This is a genomic window from Bacillus sp. ms-22 (assembly GCF_009759805.1).
Classification (GTDB): domain Bacteria; phylum Bacillota; class Bacilli; order Bacillales; family Bacillaceae; genus Bacillus; species Bacillus xiamenensis.
Map to the genome: position 1 here is coordinate 3,051,898 of NZ_CP046653.1, position 18,325 is coordinate 3,070,222.

Annotated in this window: 11 protein-coding genes; 2 read left to right on the top strand and 9 right to left on the bottom strand. The window is 41.4% G+C overall.

The genetic code is table 11. The features are described 5' to 3' along the window. The first annotated feature begins 244 nt into the window (after nucleotides 1-244). Nucleotides 245-4,513: a multifunctional 2',3'-cyclic-nucleotide 2'-phosphodiesterase/3'-nucleotidase/5'-nucleotidase gene (locus GPA07_RS15935; RefSeq protein ID WP_071167907.1), complete on the top strand. Its 4,269-nt coding sequence runs from the start codon at nucleotides 245-247 to the stop codon at nucleotides 4,511-4,513. 249 nt (nucleotides 4,514-4,762) lie between these two features. Here the strand turns inward: GPA07_RS15935 and GPA07_RS15940 are convergent, their stop codons facing one another. The 7 genes from GPA07_RS15940 to GPA07_RS15970 form a co-directional block, all read right to left on the bottom strand. Next, nucleotides 4,763-5,143 (bottom strand): terpene synthase, encoded by a 381-nt coding sequence (locus tag GPA07_RS15940; RefSeq protein ID WP_332835459.1) that lies wholly within the window; start codon nucleotides 5,141-5,143, stop codon nucleotides 4,763-4,765. Between the two features lie 140 nt (nucleotides 5,144-5,283). Next, complete coding sequence (gene treR, locus GPA07_RS15945; protein WP_008357697.1) at nucleotides 5,284-6,000, bottom strand: trehalose operon repressor; 717 nt, start codon at nucleotides 5,998-6,000, stop codon at nucleotides 5,284-5,286. 19 nt (nucleotides 6,001-6,019) lie between these two features. After that, nucleotides 6,020-7,720: an alpha,alpha-phosphotrehalase gene (gene treC / locus GPA07_RS15950; protein WP_157292954.1), complete on the bottom strand. Its 1,701-nt coding sequence runs from the start codon at nucleotides 7,718-7,720 to the stop codon at nucleotides 6,020-6,022. A 15-nt stretch (nucleotides 7,721-7,735) separates the two neighbouring features. Beyond that, nucleotides 7,736-9,172 (bottom strand): PTS system trehalose-specific EIIBC component, encoded by a 1,437-nt coding sequence (gene treP, locus GPA07_RS15955; protein WP_157292955.1) that lies wholly within the window; start codon nucleotides 9,170-9,172, stop codon nucleotides 7,736-7,738. A gap of 167 nt (nucleotides 9,173-9,339) precedes the next feature. Continuing rightward, on the bottom strand, nucleotides 9,340-9,726 hold the full coding sequence (locus GPA07_RS15960; protein ID WP_071167911.1) for a DnaJ family domain-containing protein: 387 nt from the start codon (nucleotides 9,724-9,726) through the stop codon (nucleotides 9,340-9,342). An 81-nt stretch (nucleotides 9,727-9,807) separates the two neighbouring features. Further along, nucleotides 9,808-11,532, bottom strand: a complete 1,725-nt coding sequence (locus GPA07_RS15965; RefSeq protein ID WP_008357689.1) for a methyl-accepting chemotaxis protein — start codon at nucleotides 11,530-11,532, stop codon at nucleotides 9,808-9,810. Nucleotides 11,533-11,563: 31 nt separating this feature from the next. Continuing rightward, nucleotides 11,564-13,222, bottom strand: coding sequence for a pyridoxal phosphate-dependent decarboxylase family protein (locus tag GPA07_RS15970; protein ID WP_157292956.1), 1,659 nt, complete (start codon nucleotides 13,220-13,222; stop codon nucleotides 11,564-11,566). A gap of 577 nt (nucleotides 13,223-13,799) precedes the next feature. On the opposite strand from GPA07_RS15970, the gene GPA07_RS15975 reads away from it, so the two are divergent. Then, the gene (locus tag GPA07_RS15975) at nucleotides 13,800-15,779 is read left to right on the top strand and encodes a lipoteichoic acid synthase (RefSeq protein WP_157292957.1); all 1,980 of its coding nucleotides are present in this window, start codon (nucleotides 13,800-13,802) and stop codon (nucleotides 15,777-15,779) included. A gap of 299 nt (nucleotides 15,780-16,078) precedes the next feature. On the opposite strand, the gene GPA07_RS15985 is transcribed toward GPA07_RS15975, so the two are convergent. Then, a complete protein-coding gene (locus tag GPA07_RS15985) occupies nucleotides 16,079-16,585 on the bottom strand; it encodes a DoxX family protein (protein ID WP_071167913.1) in 507 nt (168 codons plus the stop codon). Nucleotides 16,586-16,881: 296 nt separating this feature from the next. Further along, on the bottom strand, nucleotides 16,882-18,246 hold the full coding sequence (gene nagE, locus GPA07_RS15990) for an N-acetylglucosamine-specific PTS transporter subunit IIBC (protein WP_034738818.1): 1,365 nt from the start codon (nucleotides 18,244-18,246) through the stop codon (nucleotides 16,882-16,884). Nucleotides 18,247-18,325 lie beyond the last annotated feature (79 nt).

Sequence of the window (18,325 nt, forward strand, 5' to 3'; positions counted from 1 at the left end):
TCCTGCTTGATTATCGTTTACACTACACACTATACCCCGGCGCAGTAAGATCAAACATCCTATCCCTATCAGAAAACCCCTCATGACAAAAATAAGTATTTAGACTCATTCACATTCCCTTAACAAGGTAATTCGTATGATTTATGTTATCTTTACAATAATCTGCAAAAAATAACTACAAAAGTGAACGAAACATTTCTACAATAGGTATTGTGGTCAAAAAAATTAGAAAGGCGGAGATCAGGTGAAGAAGCAAGCACATAGGTCTAAACGAAGGAAAAACTTGTCTATTCTGCTCACTTCCATGATGATGATTAGTCTCATTCTCCCAGCAGTACCTACTCATGCAGAAACAGAAAGCGGCAGCGCCGTAAAGGTCAGTATCTTAGCCACAACGGATGTTCATGCGAACATGATGAATTATGATTACTACAGCGACAAAGAAACAAATGAATTTGGTTTGGCGAAGACAGCCGAGCTGATTGAAAGGCACCGTTCACAAAATCCCAATACACTCCTTGTTGATAACGGAGACCTGATTCAAGGAACCCCTCTTGGAGAATACGTTTATAAAAATGAAAAAGACAGCATCATCAATCAAACAAAGGTTCACCCCATTATTCATACACTCAACAAATTAAAATATGATGCAGGTACACTCGGCAATCATGAATTTAACTACGGTTTATCTTTTCTTGACGGTACCATTGCGGGCGCCAACTTCCCAATTGTCAATGCGAACGTCAAAAAGTTAAACGGAGAACACCGATTTACTCCTTATGTCATTCAGGATAAAACCTTTAAAGATGCAAACGGAGCCTCCCAAACTGTGAAAGTCGGTTACATAGGATTCGTACCACCACAAATTATGACGTGGGATAAGAAGCATTTAGATGGACAAGTTCAAGTGCAGGATATTGTGGAGTCTGCCAATGAAACCATTCCAGAAATGAAAGCAAAAGGCGCAGATGTCATCGTCGCTCTTGCTCATACAGGAATTGAAAAAACAGCTTCACCTAAAGGATCAGAAAATATGATCTTTGACCTTGCTACAAAAACATCAGGCATTGATGCGATTGTGTCTGGCCACCAGCACGGCACATTCCCAAGCGCTGAATATAGCGGCGTAGACAAATTTGATGTCTCAAAGGGAACCATTAACGGCATTCCTGTCGTCATGTCAAAAAACTGGGGAAGTTACCTTGGCGTCATTGATTTAACACTAGAGCCAGACGGCAGCAACTGGAAGGTCACAGACGGAACAGGCAAGATCGAATCTGTTGCCGGAGTGACATCTCAAAACAGCACTGTGAAAGATGCCATTCAAACGACTCACCAAAATACGCTGGATTACGTCAGAAAGCCTGTTGGAAAAACAGAAGCAGACATTAACAGCTTTTTTGCTCAAGTCATGGATGACCCTTCTATTCAAATCGTGACAGATGCACAAAAATGGTATGCCCAAGAAAAAATGAAGGATACTTCATACAAAAACTTACCGATTTTATCTGCGGGTGCGCCATTTAAAGCCGGCGGCCGCAACGGTGTAAACTATTATACAAATATCGCAAAAGGTGATTTAGCAATTAAAAACATTGGCGATCTCTACCTTTACGATAACACTGTACAAATTGTGAAACTAAAAGGCAGTGAAGTGAAAGACTGGCTAGAGATGTCTGCCGGCCAATTTAACCAAATCAAACCAAATACATCTAATGAACAGCCTATTTTAAACGAAGAATATCGCTCGTATAACTTTGATGTGATCGATGGTGTGACGTACCAAGTGGATGTCACACAGCCTGCTAAATACAGCACAACAGGCACACTGATCAATGCCGATGCGAACCGCATCAAAAATTTGTCTTACAACGGAAAGCCTGTCTCTGACAATCAAGAATTTTTAGTCGTGACAAACAACTACCGTGCATCTGGCGGCGGAGGCTTCCCGCACCTCACACAAGATAAAGTCGTGCTTGCCTCAGCAGATGAGAACCGCCAAGTGCTGATGGATTATATTATTGAACAAAAAACCATTAACCCAAGCGCAGATCAAAACTGGTCCATTGCACCAGTAAAAGGCACAACAGTCACCTTTGAATCTTCTCTACTTGCAAAACCGTTCGCAGAGAAATCAAGCAGCGTCGACTTTATTCGGAATGCCAGCACAGATGGACTTGGCGTGTACAAGCTAGCGTTTAAAGATGATGGTACAACAGAACCACCTGCAACAGACAATTGGCATTTAACGGTGATGCATACAAACGATACACATGCCCATCTGGATGATGCAGCCAGACGCGCAACCAAGATCAAAGAAGTTCGCGCCCAAAGCGAAAACAATATTTTATTAGACGCTGGAGATGTCTTCTCTGGTGATCTCTATTTCACAAAATGGCAAGGACTTGCCGATTTAAAGCTGATGAACTTGATGAAATACGATGCTATGACGTTTGGGAATCATGAGTTTGACAAAGGTCCATCTGTCCTTCGTCAATTCCTGACAGGTGATGCATCCAGTGTAGATGCTAAAAATCGTCATCAATTTGAAAAACCTAACTTCCCAATTGTGTCATCAAACGTTGATGTCTCTAAGGAAAAACAGTTAAGCAGCTTAGTGAAAAAACCAACAACATTCAAAGCTGGCGAGAAAAAAGAAGCCGGGATTTACCCTTACATTCTGCTTGATGTAAATGGCGAAAAAGTGGCTTTATTCGGTTTAACCACTGAAGACACGGCCATTACATCCAGCAGTGGTCCTAACATTCAATTTCAAGATGCATACAAGAAAGCAAAAGAAACAGTCAACACCATTCAAACAGAAGAAAAAATCAATAAAATCATTGCGTTAACACACATCGGCTATAACCGTGATCTTGAGTTAGCCAAAAAAGTAGACGGGATTGATTTAATCATTGGTGGTCACACCCACACCCTTGTTGAAAAATTAAAGGTCATCAATAAAAAAGAACCAACGATTGTTGCGCAAGTAAAAGACTACGGACAATTTTTAGGAAAAGTAGACGTGGCCTTTGACAAAAAAGGCGTCGTACAGCCAAAAGAATCTTCTTTTGACCTCATCACGATCGACGACTCTGTGAAAGAAGATGCGGACGCAAAAGCGATTCTTGATCAGTACAAGGCAGATATCCAAGATTTAAAAACTGAAAAAGTTGGGACGTCAAGCGTCTTCTTAGATGGACAGCGTGAACACGTCCGTGCAAAGGAAACGAACCTTGGAAACTTTATTGCAGATGGCATGCTAAAGAAAGCACAAGAATCTGCTGGGGCTGACCTTGCCATAACAAACGGCGGCGGTATTCGAGGCAGCATTGAAAAAGGAGATATCACATTAGGTGATATTTTAACGGTGATGCCTTTTGGAAACACACTTTATGTCGCAGATTTAAAAGGCAGTCAAATTAAAAAAGCGCTTGAACAAGGGCTTTCAGGCATTGAAGAGGGCGGCGGTGCATTCCCTCATGTAGCCGGTATTGAATATACGTTTACACTTAGTAGACCAGCTGGTAGCAGACTGATTGATGTCAAATTGAAAGATCAAAATGGCAATCTGACTGACATTGATGAACAGAAAACATACCGCGTAGCGACTAACGCATTTGTCGGCACAGGCGGTGATGGCTACAGCGTCTTTACAGAAGCCTCTCATGGAGAAGACTTAGGCTATGTTGACTACGAGATTTTCAAGGAGCAAATTGAACAGGCAGACGGTCATATTTCTCCTGTCATCGACCATCGAGTGAAAGAAGTGTTTCTTCCTCACTTGAAAGGAAAAGGCGCCTATGACATTCAAGATGATGAAAAGTTCCAAACGTATGTCCAGCATACAAATAAAGCATTGCTCTATTTAGACAAAGCAGCCAAAGCAAAAAATGTTCAATTGTCTCTATCAAAAGCGCAAGTAGCCGAACTGAAGAAACGTGAACAAGATCCAAACGTCACCATCTATCATGACAAAGTCGGACTGGAATTACCGCTCTCCAATTTATCAGAGGAAAGTGCGGATATCTGGATGAAGAAAACAAATAAAGTGAAAAATGCACTAACCGACACATATGATTTCCAAATCAAACAAGATCAAAAAAGTGTCTCTACCTTTAAAGATCCTGTCACACTTTCCTTTACATTAGACGCGCCTGAAAAAGCGAAGAAACCAGGTGTTTATTATGTAGATCGCAAGAAAAATCGTTACGCCAAAACAAGTAATGGTTCATTCGAAAATGGGGTCGTCACAGGTGAAACCACACACTTTAGTGAATACACCGTACTCAATCAAAGCGAAGCAGCTGGAGCGGTCCCAGACCAAACCGGAACGTCTGCTCCAGACGGATCAGATCCAAGTCAAGATGGTAGCGGCCTGCCAGGAGGCATACTGCCAAATACCGCGACAATGATGTATACAACTGTATTAATTGGCTTGCTCATGCTTGCCTCAGGCGGTATTCTTTATTACTACCAGCGCAAGCGCACACGAAACAACATGTCATCTTAAAAGAAAAGGACAGAGTAGCGGCTCTGTCCTTTTAGATTATTGACAAAGGGCTAAAATGATCTTGATTTTAGCCCTTTGTCTTCTTTTCAGCGTGACCTGAAAACCTTTGCAGTCTAGGAAGGACGAGTACCGGCGCGGAGCGAATTTAAGATTCGTGAGCACCGGCACGCAGGACTGACAAAGAATGCGAGGGTTTGTCTACACGCTGAAAGGACAGAGCAGCGGCTCTGTCCTTTATTTATTTCAACATCAATCCTGGGATAAATAAATCCAATTGCGATCGTCAAATTCTTTCACATCATCTGATCCGATATGCCGCAGCATTCTATTAAAGAAAGTGATGTCATCTTCATCATCGACGGCATATAAATTCGCTTGAACATATTCTCTCGTAATAAAATTCGTTAAGCTCGTATTGTTCACAAAGTCAGCAAAGTACGATTGGACAAGAGTTAAATCCTCTTTATTTAAAGGTTCATCACTAATAATTGAAAGATGAAACACATTCAAAATCGCTTGAATATCTTCTTCATCCATATGACATAATGGGTCTAGTTTTCTATCTTCTTCCGTAAACGGTTTTCGCGTATCTTCAAGGATGACGTAACATAAAATCATGTGATCCTTCATGACGCTAAAAATTTCTAAATCCCGTCATTTGAGTGATCTATTCAGTCTGATCATTTTTCCTCCTGTGGTTTTGATCTTGTCATTGTTTATTCCCCTTGTATCTCTAAAACCAGAAATAGACAGAGCCTAGGCTCTGTCTTCTATTTTTCTCTTCTAGCAAAATCCACGAATCTGAAACGATCTAACCGGTGGCGGCTTTCTGTGTATTGAAAGAGACTCGTATCCTCCAAGAACACATAATTCTTCACGACCACCACATGATCAAATCCGTTCAAATCAAGATACTTCGCATCCTCTTCTGTACACGGCTCGACCACAAATTCCTTTTGAGCGTAACTAATCGAGACACCAAGCTCTCCTTCAATATACTCGTAGATTGATCCTTCGCAAATGTCCTTCGACAATACCTGTACATGTTTTTGCAAAAAATAATCTTTGTCTAAAATGACCTCTTCTCCGCTGATATTGCGAGAGCGGATGACTTCCCAGACATCCTCCTGCCCACTTATTTTCAGCTGAGATTGAATATACTGATCCGGTTTGATTAAACCAAATTCATGTACAGTTGTCACCGTCTTCCGTCCAAGTGTTTGGGAAAGCTCTTTAAAGCTGACGAGACCTGAAACAGGGAATTGCATTTTCTCCCGATTCAGCAATACGGAGCCTTTCCCGCGGATTTTTTGGATATAACCATTTTGCACAAGGATGTTCAGTGCCTTTCTCACCGTCTCACGGGACGTATCATACATGACGGACAGCTCATGCTCTGATGGGAGGATGCCTTTATCCTGCCATTCGCCTTGTTCAATTCGTCTAGCGAGCTGATCATAAATCACTCGAAACTTATTCTCTTTCATTTTCCCTCCGCCCCATTTTCTAGCGTTTGGTTAAATGATAAACGATTGACTCGTATGGACGCAACGTAAAGCCCTTGATATCTTCAGGCACATCCTCATAATTGGATAACAGAACTTGAACCTCCATCTCATCTGCATCCTTTAATAGCTCTATCGGAAGTGTGAAGTTCACCTCGCCTGCGTAGAAATGGTTGATCACGAGAATCTTCTCCTCTTGGCCTTCTCTGACATAGGCAAAAATCTTTGGATCGTCTGGCAGCAGTAAAGTAAAGCTTCCATACGTGATCACATCATATTCTTTCCGCAGCCTGCAAAGAGCTTGATAATGGTAGAAAATCGAAGTTCGGTCTTTTAATGCAGCTTCCACTGAAATGTCATTCTTGGCTGGCGCAATCCAAGGCGTACCTTTTGAGAACCCCGCATTTTTTTCTGACGTCCATTGCATTGGTGTCCGGGCATTATCCCTTGATTTCACCTGTAAAATCGCCAGTGCTTCTTCCTCTGTTTTCCCTTTTTCAAGCATGACTTCGTACATATTCAGTGATTCGATATCACGGTAAGACGAAATGTCCTCAAAGCGAGGATTCTTCATGCCAATTTCCTCGCCTTGATAAATATATGGAGTACCTTGCATCAAATGAATGGTGGTCGCAAGCATCTTCGCTGATTGCTGATGGTACATGCCATCATCACCGTACCTTGAAACGATGCGCGGCTGGTCATGATTGCACCAGAATAGTGCATTCCAGCCGCCGCCCTCATGCATTTTTGTCTGCCATTCTGACAGAATCGATTTCAACTCTAGAAAATCAAATGGGGCAATGGCCCATTTTTCACCGTTTGGATAATCGACCTTTAAATGATGAAAGTTAAACGTCATATCCAGTTCCCGCCGATCAGGTCTTGTATACCGGATGCAGTCTGCAATATTCGTTGAAGACATTTCTCCCACTGTCATACTATCGTATTTCGAAAACACCTCTTGATTCATTTCGTGCAAAAACTCATGAATTCTCGGACCATCTGTATAATACATGCGGCCGTCCCCTTGTACTGATTGCCCGGCGTCATCTAAAAAGCGCTGATCCTTAGAAATATTATTGATGACATCCAGCCTGAATCCATCAATTCCTTTTTCAAACCAAAAGTGCATGATGTCGTATACTTGCTTACGCACCTCATCATGCTCCCAATTGAGATCCGCCTGGGTGACATCGTATAAATGAAGATAATAGTCACCTGTCGCTTCATCTAGCTCCCAAGCTGGGCCGCCAAATTTTGACTGCCAATCATTCGGCGGAGAGCCATCCGCTTTTGGCTCTTTCCAAATATAATAATCGCGATAAGGGTTATCCTTCGACTCTCGGGAGGCCTGAAACCATTCATGAAAAATGGATGTATGATTGACTGCTATATCCATGATGACACGGATTCCACGTTCATGCGCTTCCTTCAACATGTGTTCAAAATCAGCCATTGTGCCGTACATGTCATGTATTTTTCGATAATCACTAATATCATAGCCGTTGTCATGCTGCGGTGACTCATACATTGGGGTCAGCCAAATGCAATCCGCCCCCAGCTCTTTGATATAGTCGAGCTTCTTTGTCACACCATTGATATCACCTGTGCCAGAGCCCGTTGTATCTAAAAAGCTTTTTGGATAAATTTGATAGACCACCGCTTTTTTCCACCACGGTTCGTTTGTTTGTTGATTCAAATTCCTTCACCACCACTAGTTAAGTTCTTGTGATACATCCTTTTTCTTTTTTAGTTTTGCATATAAAAAGGTACCGATGAATGGGACGATTAGCACAATCACCATTCCGATGGCAAATGCCCCCCAATATTTCGGAATGATCGAGAAGATCCCAGGAATGCCTCCAACGCCGACTGAGCTTGCCAGCACTCCTTGAGAGGCAATAAACATACCAGCTATTCCTGAGCTGATCAGGGCAAAAATAAACGGGAATCTATAGCGCAAGTTGACCCCGAACATCGCAGGCTCGGTAATGCCTAAATAAGCGGAAATACTTGATGTCAGCGAGAGTCCTTTTTGCTTTTCATCTTTTAAGACAAACATCATCGCAAGTGCAGCTGATCCTTGAGCAATATTGGATAGTGCAAGCATTGGCCATAGGAACGTGCCGTGCAACTTTGAGTTAATCAGCTGAATATCAACAGCTAGGAACGTATGGTGCATTCCTGTAATGACTAGCGCTGCATACAATCCGCCGTATAAAAGACCGCCAAGTGCTGCGAATTGCTGGAATACGGTGACAAGTCCAGATGTTAAAACGTTTCCGATCGCAAATGTGACAGGACCAATGACGATAAACGATAAAAATCCAATGAGTAATAACGTAATCGGTGCAACGACTAACAGCTGAATACTTTCAGGCGTCCGCTTTGTTATCCATATTTCAAGCTTTGCAAGCAAATAGGAGGCGACAAGTATCGGAAGAACCTGCCCTTGATATCCTACCTTCTGCACTTCAAGTCCAAACAAATTCCAGACAGGAATGTCACCCGTCTTTTCCGCTGCTCCATACCCCCATGCGTTTAACAGATCAGGATGTACAAGCATCAGTCCAAGGACCATCCCTAAAAGCGGATTTCCCCCAAACCGCTTCACAGCCGACCAGCCAATTAATGCTGGCAAGAAGGTAAAGGCAGTGCCTGCAATCAAATTGATCATATTCGCTAAATCCGCCCATGCCGGATACACATCCACAATGGATTTTTGATCAAAGAAAATATCAGGAGCTGTTAAAATATTATTAATCCCCATCAATAAACCGGCTGTGACGATAGCTGGAAGGATTGGAATGAAGATATCCGCAAGCGTTTTCACTGCACGCTGCAAAGGATTTAATTTCTGATCAGAGGCACGCTTGACGTCCTCTTTCGTCGCTTCGCCGATTCCCGTCTGTTTGACCATTTCGGCATATACCCAATTGACAACCCCTTGACCAATGACCACTTGGTATTGGCCATTCGCTGAGAAAGATCCCTTCACTTCATCAATTTGTTCGAGGGCTTTCTCATCCACCTTTCCTTCATCCTTCAACACAAAGCGAAGCCTTGTTACACAATGTGTTGCTTGATGAATGTTTTCTTTGCCACCAATGGCTTTCACAATCTGATCTGCTGCTGCCTGATAATCAGCCATGCTATCCCCTCCGAGACCGTTTTTTTTATAAGAAAAAAGAACCAAAAAACTTGTATATACATGTTTACTTCATATTTTATATTTGTATATACATGTAGTCAACAACAAAATGTAGCGCTTTCATAAAAAAAGCTCCCCCAATGTGCTCAGGGAGAGGCAACGTGTCATCATCTTTTTTTATGCTCCGTTAATTTTTCGTAGACCGTATGTTTATAAAAGGAGGAGGCTGGGCGAGCAAATGTTTGGCGCTTGGATGTGAGTTCATCCAGGCATTTTTGTTTTTCTTCGCATACGAGAGTGAGTTTTTTTCTTTCTTCCTCATCTATACTGGTTTTCAGTAACTCTTTGACTGTCAACAGTTCTTTTTTCAATGCTGTTTCTTCACCAGCAAAACCAGCATTTTTCATGATTCGATAGCCCATCCTCAGCTCTTCAGGTACATGAGCAGCATCATCTTTTGGCAGAGGTTTTCCAAATCCTGATAGCCCTTCAAAAGCCCCATTGTCCATCGCCTTTTTGATCCGTTCCTCTGACAATCTCTGCGCAAAATCCATGATACTTCTTCCTTTCCGATCGCCTTTATTTGATTAAGCATAGCAAAAAAGCTGACTCTCTCACAAGAGCCAGCTTTCTCGTTATTTATTATCAATTTTAAAGGTAGATACCATTTGTGCCAAGTCCTCTGACATGTCAGAGAGCTGTTCAATCGCACTTGAAATTTGCTGCATGCCAGCGCTTTGCTGTTCTGTTGCTGCTGCAACTTCCTGAGAGCTTGCAGCATGTTCTTCTGACACAACCGAAATTTGTTCAATCGAGGTAGAAATCGTTTGATATGCTCGTTCTACCTGCTTAATGGATTGAAGCAAATTGTTCGTTCTGCTTGCAAATTGAGACACTCCGTCGTAAATACCAGCGAAGTTCTGTGAGGTGCCTTTCATTTGCTCACGTCCTTCTTCCACTGCTTTACTGCTTTCCTCTACGCTTTCAAGGACACGCTGACTGTTTTCCTGTGTGCCAATGACCAGATCTGAGACCGTTTTAGCCGCATCAGCTGATTGCTCAGCTAACTTCCGCACTTCATCAGCCACAACAGCAAATCCTTTTCCTTCTTCTCCGACACGTGCCGCTTCAATAGAAGCATTCAGTGCAAGCAAGTTCGTTTGCGCTGAAATGTCTGTAATAATCGAGATGACACTTTCAATTTTAGTTGAATGCGATTGTAATTCTTCTGCTGCCTGCTTTGAGCTTGTCATCATGTCGTGTAACACATTGAGATGCTCTAGGACATGCTGCACCAGTTTTTGACCAGATTCTGACTGCTCTTGTACTGCTGATGAAACAGATGTCATTTCATCTACTTCTTTCGTTACACCTTCAATTTGAGTATCAATTTCCGCAACGGAGGTTGTGCATTCCGTAATGTTTGCTACAGAGTCATTAATGCCTTCACTCATATTCGTCATCGCTTCTGATACTTGCTGCGCACTTTGACTTGATTCGTTCGTCACGATGCGAAGCTGTGAAGACATTTTGGAGACTTCACTTGATGAGTTTGAGATTTTCCCAATGAGCTCTTTGATCCGTCCCTGCATTTTCTGGAAGGAAGCCGCTAATTGACCAATCTCATCTTTACTTTCAACCTGTACCGTTCCAGTTAAATCGCCATCTGCAATTCGGTTCGCGGATTCCATCAATGAACGTGCTGGTTTCGCAATTCTTCTTCCCATGATAAAGGAGAAGAGTAATCCGCCGATGAGCACAATGGTAGATGCCAACGCGATATAAATCGTCAGCTTCTTCGTTGTTTCAGGCACAACAGATGCATCTAAATCAATCCCTAAAATCCCAGTCAGCTCTCCATCTGAATCTTTGATTGGCAGAAAGACCGATTTATGTGTTCCATATGAATCATGGTAAATATCACTTTTTACGATTTGATTATTAGAAATGGCTTCATTCATTTCTTTTGTAAATTTATAATCTTGGCCAAAATCATCATCTTGCCCAGTTAACACAATGATTCTTTCCTTGCCATCCTTATTTGATAACACGTATAAGTTCTCAAGCGAATGATTTTCTTGAAGCTCGGTGATTTTCTTTTTGGTATTCACATAAAGCGGATCATCCTTCCCGCTAATGCTTAAGACGTTTCCATCAATATCATCGATTTCATTTTTAGCTGTATCAATATCTGTCGTTAATCGATAGTCAAATTGCTTTAATAACTGGGATGATAAATCTTGGCTGACTAAATAAAATGTTAGAACGAATAATGCAACGGTTGCGAGTAATGTTCCGACAACGACTGACATAATTTTGGAAGAAATAGTTAACCCTCCAAATTTTCCTGGTTTCGCCATTTTTTTCTACATCTCCACTCTCAGATTTAATTTAAGCTTGTACACTTTCAAATTGTCCACAAACAGATGCGATCACATCTTTTAAATAAGATATGATATGAGGAATGTGCTCCGGTAATGTATACGGTGAGATGACAAAAAACTTACTCACACTCAGATAGAATTCTTGACCATCTTTCGCATGAACCTGTAAAAACTTCGTTGTATCGCCAAAGAACATTTCGTCTCTTTTCTCTCCAAGCTTTTCAAACAGCATTTTGTTCAATTCATTGTTCCGCTCAATTTCCATTGCAGTTGCCTCGCCGCTAATTTCTTCTTGGAAACGCGGAGAGCCGTTTAAGTAAATTCGAAACAATGTTGCCATTCCGACGTTGTCACCATTGACGACTTCTGCTTGCGGAATTTCCTGACGAAGGGCTTCTCTGAATGCAAGGTTCACCTCTAAAAATTGACCGAGCAAACGCTGATATCCTTCAACTCCAAATGTTAACAGCACGCTTAGCATACTGATTGAGCTTCCCATTCTTGAGCATTCAAGCGTATAACCCGTATGGTATTCCCCGTATCCTCTATGTCCAACGTATGGTGTTTCTTGTTCTTCTAGATCCAAACGCTTTAAGTCAGCAGCATTTTTCACTAAGAATAAACTGGATGTGTAAGGGGTTTGACCGAGCTTTTGAAAATCGAAGCACATCGTGTCTGCAAGAGAAAGATGCTGGAATTTCGCTTTGATTTCCTTTAGCATACGTAAAACGCCGTCTGAGAATTGCAGCGGGTTTTCAGACACATCATACTCATTAAAGAAAGCAAAGAATCCGCCAAGCGCCGAATCTGCATGAATATGCGGCACCTTTAGACCATACTTCTCTGCAATGGCTTCTGCCGTTTCACGTACCCCTTTTACATCATCAATTGCAATGGCATCTGTTGTTCCTGTTGTTGCTACAATATAAACGGGAATTCCGCCATTTTGAGCAACATGCTCCATTTGACAACGCAAATCTTCCATATCCATTGAATGATCTTTATTCGTCTTAATTCTGATTAAATTGTCTGTGCCAAGTCCGGTTGCTTCCATTGACTTAAATAGGCTGTAATGTGCTGCATCAGAACAAAACGCATAAAGATGTTGCGGGACACCTTTTCGTAATGACTCCGGTGCGACTTTCGCAATCGCTAAACGAAGCCCTGAGAAAATAGCCCCTTGACCTCCCCATGTTGTGTATCCTCCGCTCACACTTGGGTCATATCCGATGAGCTTAGACATCATTGAGACCACTCTGACCTCAGCTTCCGCACCTGCCGGCCCATACACATCCCAAAGGTTGTTTCCGTTAACCAGCATAGCCGTCAGCATGCCTAAAATTCCTGGTGTACTTGCCATTGGCAAAATGTTCGTGAAGAAATACTTTGTGTGGTATGGATGATTATGTAAAAGCTTAAGTAATTCTTCATTCACAAGTTCCGGTTGTTGTCCGTTCATCGGAATTTGACTTGTTTCAGTGAGTTTTTTGTAAAAATCCTCCCCACGATTCTTTTCACCCTTTAGGTGAGCACGATTCGGATCCTTCAGGTGATCGACGCCTGAAATGATCTGTTCCATTAATTTGACGAGTTCTTTCCGATCTTCTACATTTCCGTCCTCACTCGGAAACCAGTTCTGAACGAGATTCTCTGCTCGAACAGTCATATACTATCAATCCTTTCAATGGAAGATTTCCTGTCACTGTCTATATCGACACCGTTTCAAAAGTTTATAGTGTCGAAATGTCCACTTAAGTATATTTAGATAATTTGTTCATTCATCAAAATCAAAAAAACCCTTACAATACACATCAAAACCATTATGTTCGTGAAACAATAAAATATATCAATATATTTTTAAAGAGGGATTTTTATCCAACCACTTCAGCAGTTCCTCCACTCATTTTTTTTACTTAACCTGCATAAACATTAATAAACACTGGAAATTCGCTTGAATACACCATTGTAGAAATTAAATTGATTCTTTAGACTTGTGTCTTTTTGCCTGTTTTATTGATATAGCAACAGGGGAATTACAGAATTTTCTGTTAATATCAGGATAGATTTCACAAAAAGTTTTTCGGCGGCCGAATATTTTCGATTTCCTTCCTTTCTTTCTAGGACAGGCTGTTCACGCCGTTCACTGATTATGACTTTTCTATTTGTGCATTTCGTGGTATATTCTAATGGTTCGTTTTCTTTCGTTCCGCCTCTTCCGTGTATCGGAGAAAAGGAGTGTTTATATGAAAACATTTATTCAAAAAAGAGGTCTCGGCTTCTTTGTGATTGCAGCCATCTTACTGTGGCTCAAAACATATTCAGCGTATTTAATTGAATTTAAACTTGGTATATCCAATGTACTTCAGCATATTTTGCTTTTCGTGAATCCTATTAGCTCCAGCTTGTTCTTTCTTGGCTTTGGTTTATTGTTCAAGAAAAAATGGCAGCCTGCCGCTATCATTGTGATTCACTTTTTCATGTCTTTTTTACTTTACGCAAACATCGTGTACTATCGATTCTTCAATGACTTTATCACGCTGCCTACAGTGATGCAGGCAGGAACGAATGGCGGACAATTAGGTGATAGTGCATTTTCACTCATGCGTTGGACTGATGTGTTTTACTTTATCGATACAATCATTTTGATCGTACTCGCAGTCCGCATGAAAAGGCAGCAAACAAGTACAGCGACTGTACCTGTTCAAAAGTCAAAATCGTTTAGACTCGTCCTTGTGTCCTCTGTTGTAATCTTTGTGCTCAACTTAGTCGCTGCAGAGATTGATCGTCCAGAGCTTTTATCAAGATCGTTCGACCGCAATTATTTAGTCAAATATTTAGGTGCTTATAACTTTACTGTGTTTGATGCCATTCAAAATGTGAAATCAAACAGCCAGCGTGCTCTGGCAAATTCAAATGATGTAACAGATGTAGAGAATTATTTAAAGGCGAACAGCGCTGATCCAAACCCTGCTTATTACGGGAAAGCGAAAGGCATGAACGTCATTACAATTTCACTTGAATCTCTGCAAAACTTCGTCATTGATTATAAAGTGAATGGAAAAGAAGTAACGCCATTCCTTAACTCACTAGCTCATGACAACAAAACGTTTTACTTTGATAACTTCTTCCATCAAACAGGACAAGGAAAGACATCTGATGCTGAATTTATGATGGATACAGGGCTATTCCCCTTATCCCAAGGCTCCGTGTTTATTAACAAAGCTCAAAACACGTACCAGGCACTTCCCGGCATTTTGAAGAAGGATCAATACACGTCAGCAGAATTTCACGGGAATACGAAAACCTTCTGGAACCGTAATGAAATGTTTAAGTCCTTTGGATATGACAGATTTTACGATTCTGAATACTACGATATGAACGAGCAAGATACGAAGAATTATGGTTTGAAAGACAAACCGTTCTTCAAAGAATCCATGCCAATGCTTAAAAATCTGAAACAGCCGTTTTATTCGAAATTCATTACGTTATCGAACCATTTTCCATTTGGTATGGATGAAGGTGATACTGATTTTGAACCCGGTGATTTCGGAGACTCTGTCGTCGATAACTATTTCCAATCAGCTCATTATTTAGATGAAGCCATTGAGCAGTTCTTCACTGACTTGAAAAAGTCTGGTCTATATGACAACACAGTGGTCATTATGTACGGAGACCATTACGGCATTTCAGAAAATCATAATGACGCCATGGAAAAAGTGACAGGACAAAAAATTGGAGATTATGAAAATGCCCAGCTCATGCGTGTGCCGCTCTTTATTCATGTACCAGGCGTAAAAGGTGGACAGATTCATAAATACTCTGGTGAAGTAGATGTGGCTCCAACCCTTTTGCACCTGCTCGGCTATGATACGAAGAACTATTTAATGTCTGGTTCTGATATCTTATCGAAGAACTTTAAAGAGCTTGTACCATTTAGAAATGGTGACTTCGTGTCAAGGGACTACACGAAAGTAGGCAACAACTATTACAGCAACAAAACAGGTGAAAAAATCGAGCCGACTAAAAAGGCATCACAAGAAAACGAAACGGTGAAAAAGATGCTAGAGACATCTGATAAGATTGTCACAGAAGATTTACTCCGTTTCTACAAGCCTAAAGGCTTTACACCAATTGACCGAAATGAATATGACTATACAAAGAAAGTACAGGACGAAGAAGATTCCTCTTCCGCCAAAGATGAATCCAGCTCGTCTTCAAAATAACTTTCTCATTTCAATCCCCAGCCGATCTCGGATCAGCTGGGGATTTTTCGTTTCATCCTCATGGCTGCGGGTATAGGAAAAGAAGGAGGGGTTTATTGATCAGCAGCTTTTGTCGTGACCGCTTCACTCGCTTCTTCCACCTTATTCAGTTTCAGCCCTGCGATTTCAGCACAATCCATTCCTCAAGGTCCAAAGGACGCGCTAAATAGTATTTATGAGCTGGCGCCTAAAGGACAAATCATCAAAGCCGGCTCCTAAATAAAAAAATCCTCCTGAGCATAAGCTCAGGAGGATCTTCTTTATGATGATGCCACTTCTAAATGCGGCTTTCTTTTCAGTGTTCGTTTGATCATTGGAGCTGCTACATAATCAAGACCAAATTTTCCGGCATTCCCTTTCGCTGCCATAATGATGATCGCAATGAGAAGAAGAAGCGGATTAACAGAGACGGTTCCAGCTAGTAAGAAAGAGACATTCATCACGCTTCCAAAAAAGGCTGCCGTTGTTGTGAACAATCCAATGATTAACCCTAGACCGACTAAGATTTCTCCCCACATGACCATGGCACTGAATAGCCCGGCATTTGGCAGTGCGACATGTTCTAAAAACCAGACATAGAACGGATAAACAAGATGACCATCTTTCACAACAGGTTCAGATATGGCAAATTGCAAATATCCTGATGCATCGAATCCGCCTGTTAGTTTTCCAATACCAGATGTCAGCCAAGTCCATCCGATATAAAGTCTTGCTGCCAAAAGAATAACGGCTGCCCACACATTTGTTTGTAAGAATTTTGTAAACATGATGATGCCTCCTTTTTATTTATGTGAAATATTTCACATATTCTTTATGATCTTATTATACTATGTGATTTTTCATTTGTGATCTTTTTCACATATATATTCATAAATTGTTCACGAATATCTAGTTGAGGTAAACTTTTCCGTTGCGATATCCGCAACAGTTATTTCGGGACCATAGCGGGTGTATGTATGCGAGTGTCATGGTTTTTACTAGTTGTGATCAGTATTGTACTTGTGATCGACCAGCGCAAACAAAAAAAACGTCCAGCCCATTTGATCTGGCTGAACGCTCTTTTTTAATCTTGATCAACTTCCTTGCGGAGATCATCTGCGACAAATTCGACATTTGTTCCAATGATGATTTGTACAGATGTTTTCCCTGACGTCAGTATCCCTTTGGCACCTGCTTTTTTCAATGTACCTTCGTTCAATAAATCCGTATTCTCTACTGTTAAGCGAAGGCGTGTAGCACAATGATCAATCGTGGTGATATTGTCTTTGCCGCCAAGCCCCTCTACGAGCATACTTGCTCCGGCAGTATGTGTATCATCCGCTGAAATATCTTCAATGTCATCATCTTCTCTGCCCGGTGTTTTTAGCTTCAACAGTTTAATGAGGAAATAGAAAACGATAAAGTAAATAACGCCATAAATCACCCCAACCACAAGTAACATGATTGGTTTTTGAGCAATACCAAAGCTTAAGACGTAATCAATCGCACCGGCTGAAAAGGCAAAGCCGCTATGAATCCCTAACGTATTCACAATAAAGAGCGAAAGACCTGTTAATATGGCATGGACACCATATAAAAGTGGAGATAAGAACATAAATGAAAATTCAATTGGTTCTGTGATCCCTGTAATAAATGACGTCAGCGCCATTCCAATCATGAGGCCAGCTGTTGCTTTTCGCTTTTCAGGCTTTGCTGTCACAACCATAGCAAGACATGCCGCTGGCAGACCAAACATCATCACTGGGAAGAATCCTGTCATAAAGACACCCGCACTTGGATCTCCTTTAAAGAATCGCGCTAAATCACCTGTTGCCCCGTTGAATTCCCCGAATTGAAACCAAAATAAGTTATTAAGGACATGATGAAGTCCTAGTGGGATGAGCAACCGGTTAAAGAAACCAAACAGTCCGGCACCCGTTGCACCAAGACTTAAAATCCATTCCCCTAAGTCATTGATCACACTTTGAATTGGAGGCCACACATATCCGAAAACGGCTGCTAATACAATGGTGAAAAGTGCTGTCATAATTGGCACAAGCCGCCTGCCACTAAAGAAACCTAAGTATTCCGGCAGTTTCGTATCCTTAAATTTATTGTAAACGTAACCTGCCAAGAGCCCGCATAAAATACCGCCCAATACCCCCATATTGTTGGTCGAATTGATTGACGTTGTTCCTGCTGACAAAATAAAATAAGAGATCGCCCCTGATAACGCCGCTGCCCCGTTACCATCCTTTGAAATGCCGATCGCTACACCCATTGCAAAAATTAATGCCAAATTCGCAAAAATTGCATTTCCTGCCGCATGAATAAACGGGATATTGAATACATCCTCCCGTCCAATAGCCAAAATAATACCTGCTGCAGGCAGCACAGCGATTGGAAGCATAAATGATTTTCCTAACTTTTGAAAAAACTGAAACACCATTTCATTTCTCCCCCCTTCGTCATCACCATGAACAAATCTCTCATGATGCTCATAAAAAATATATCATATGCACATCTAG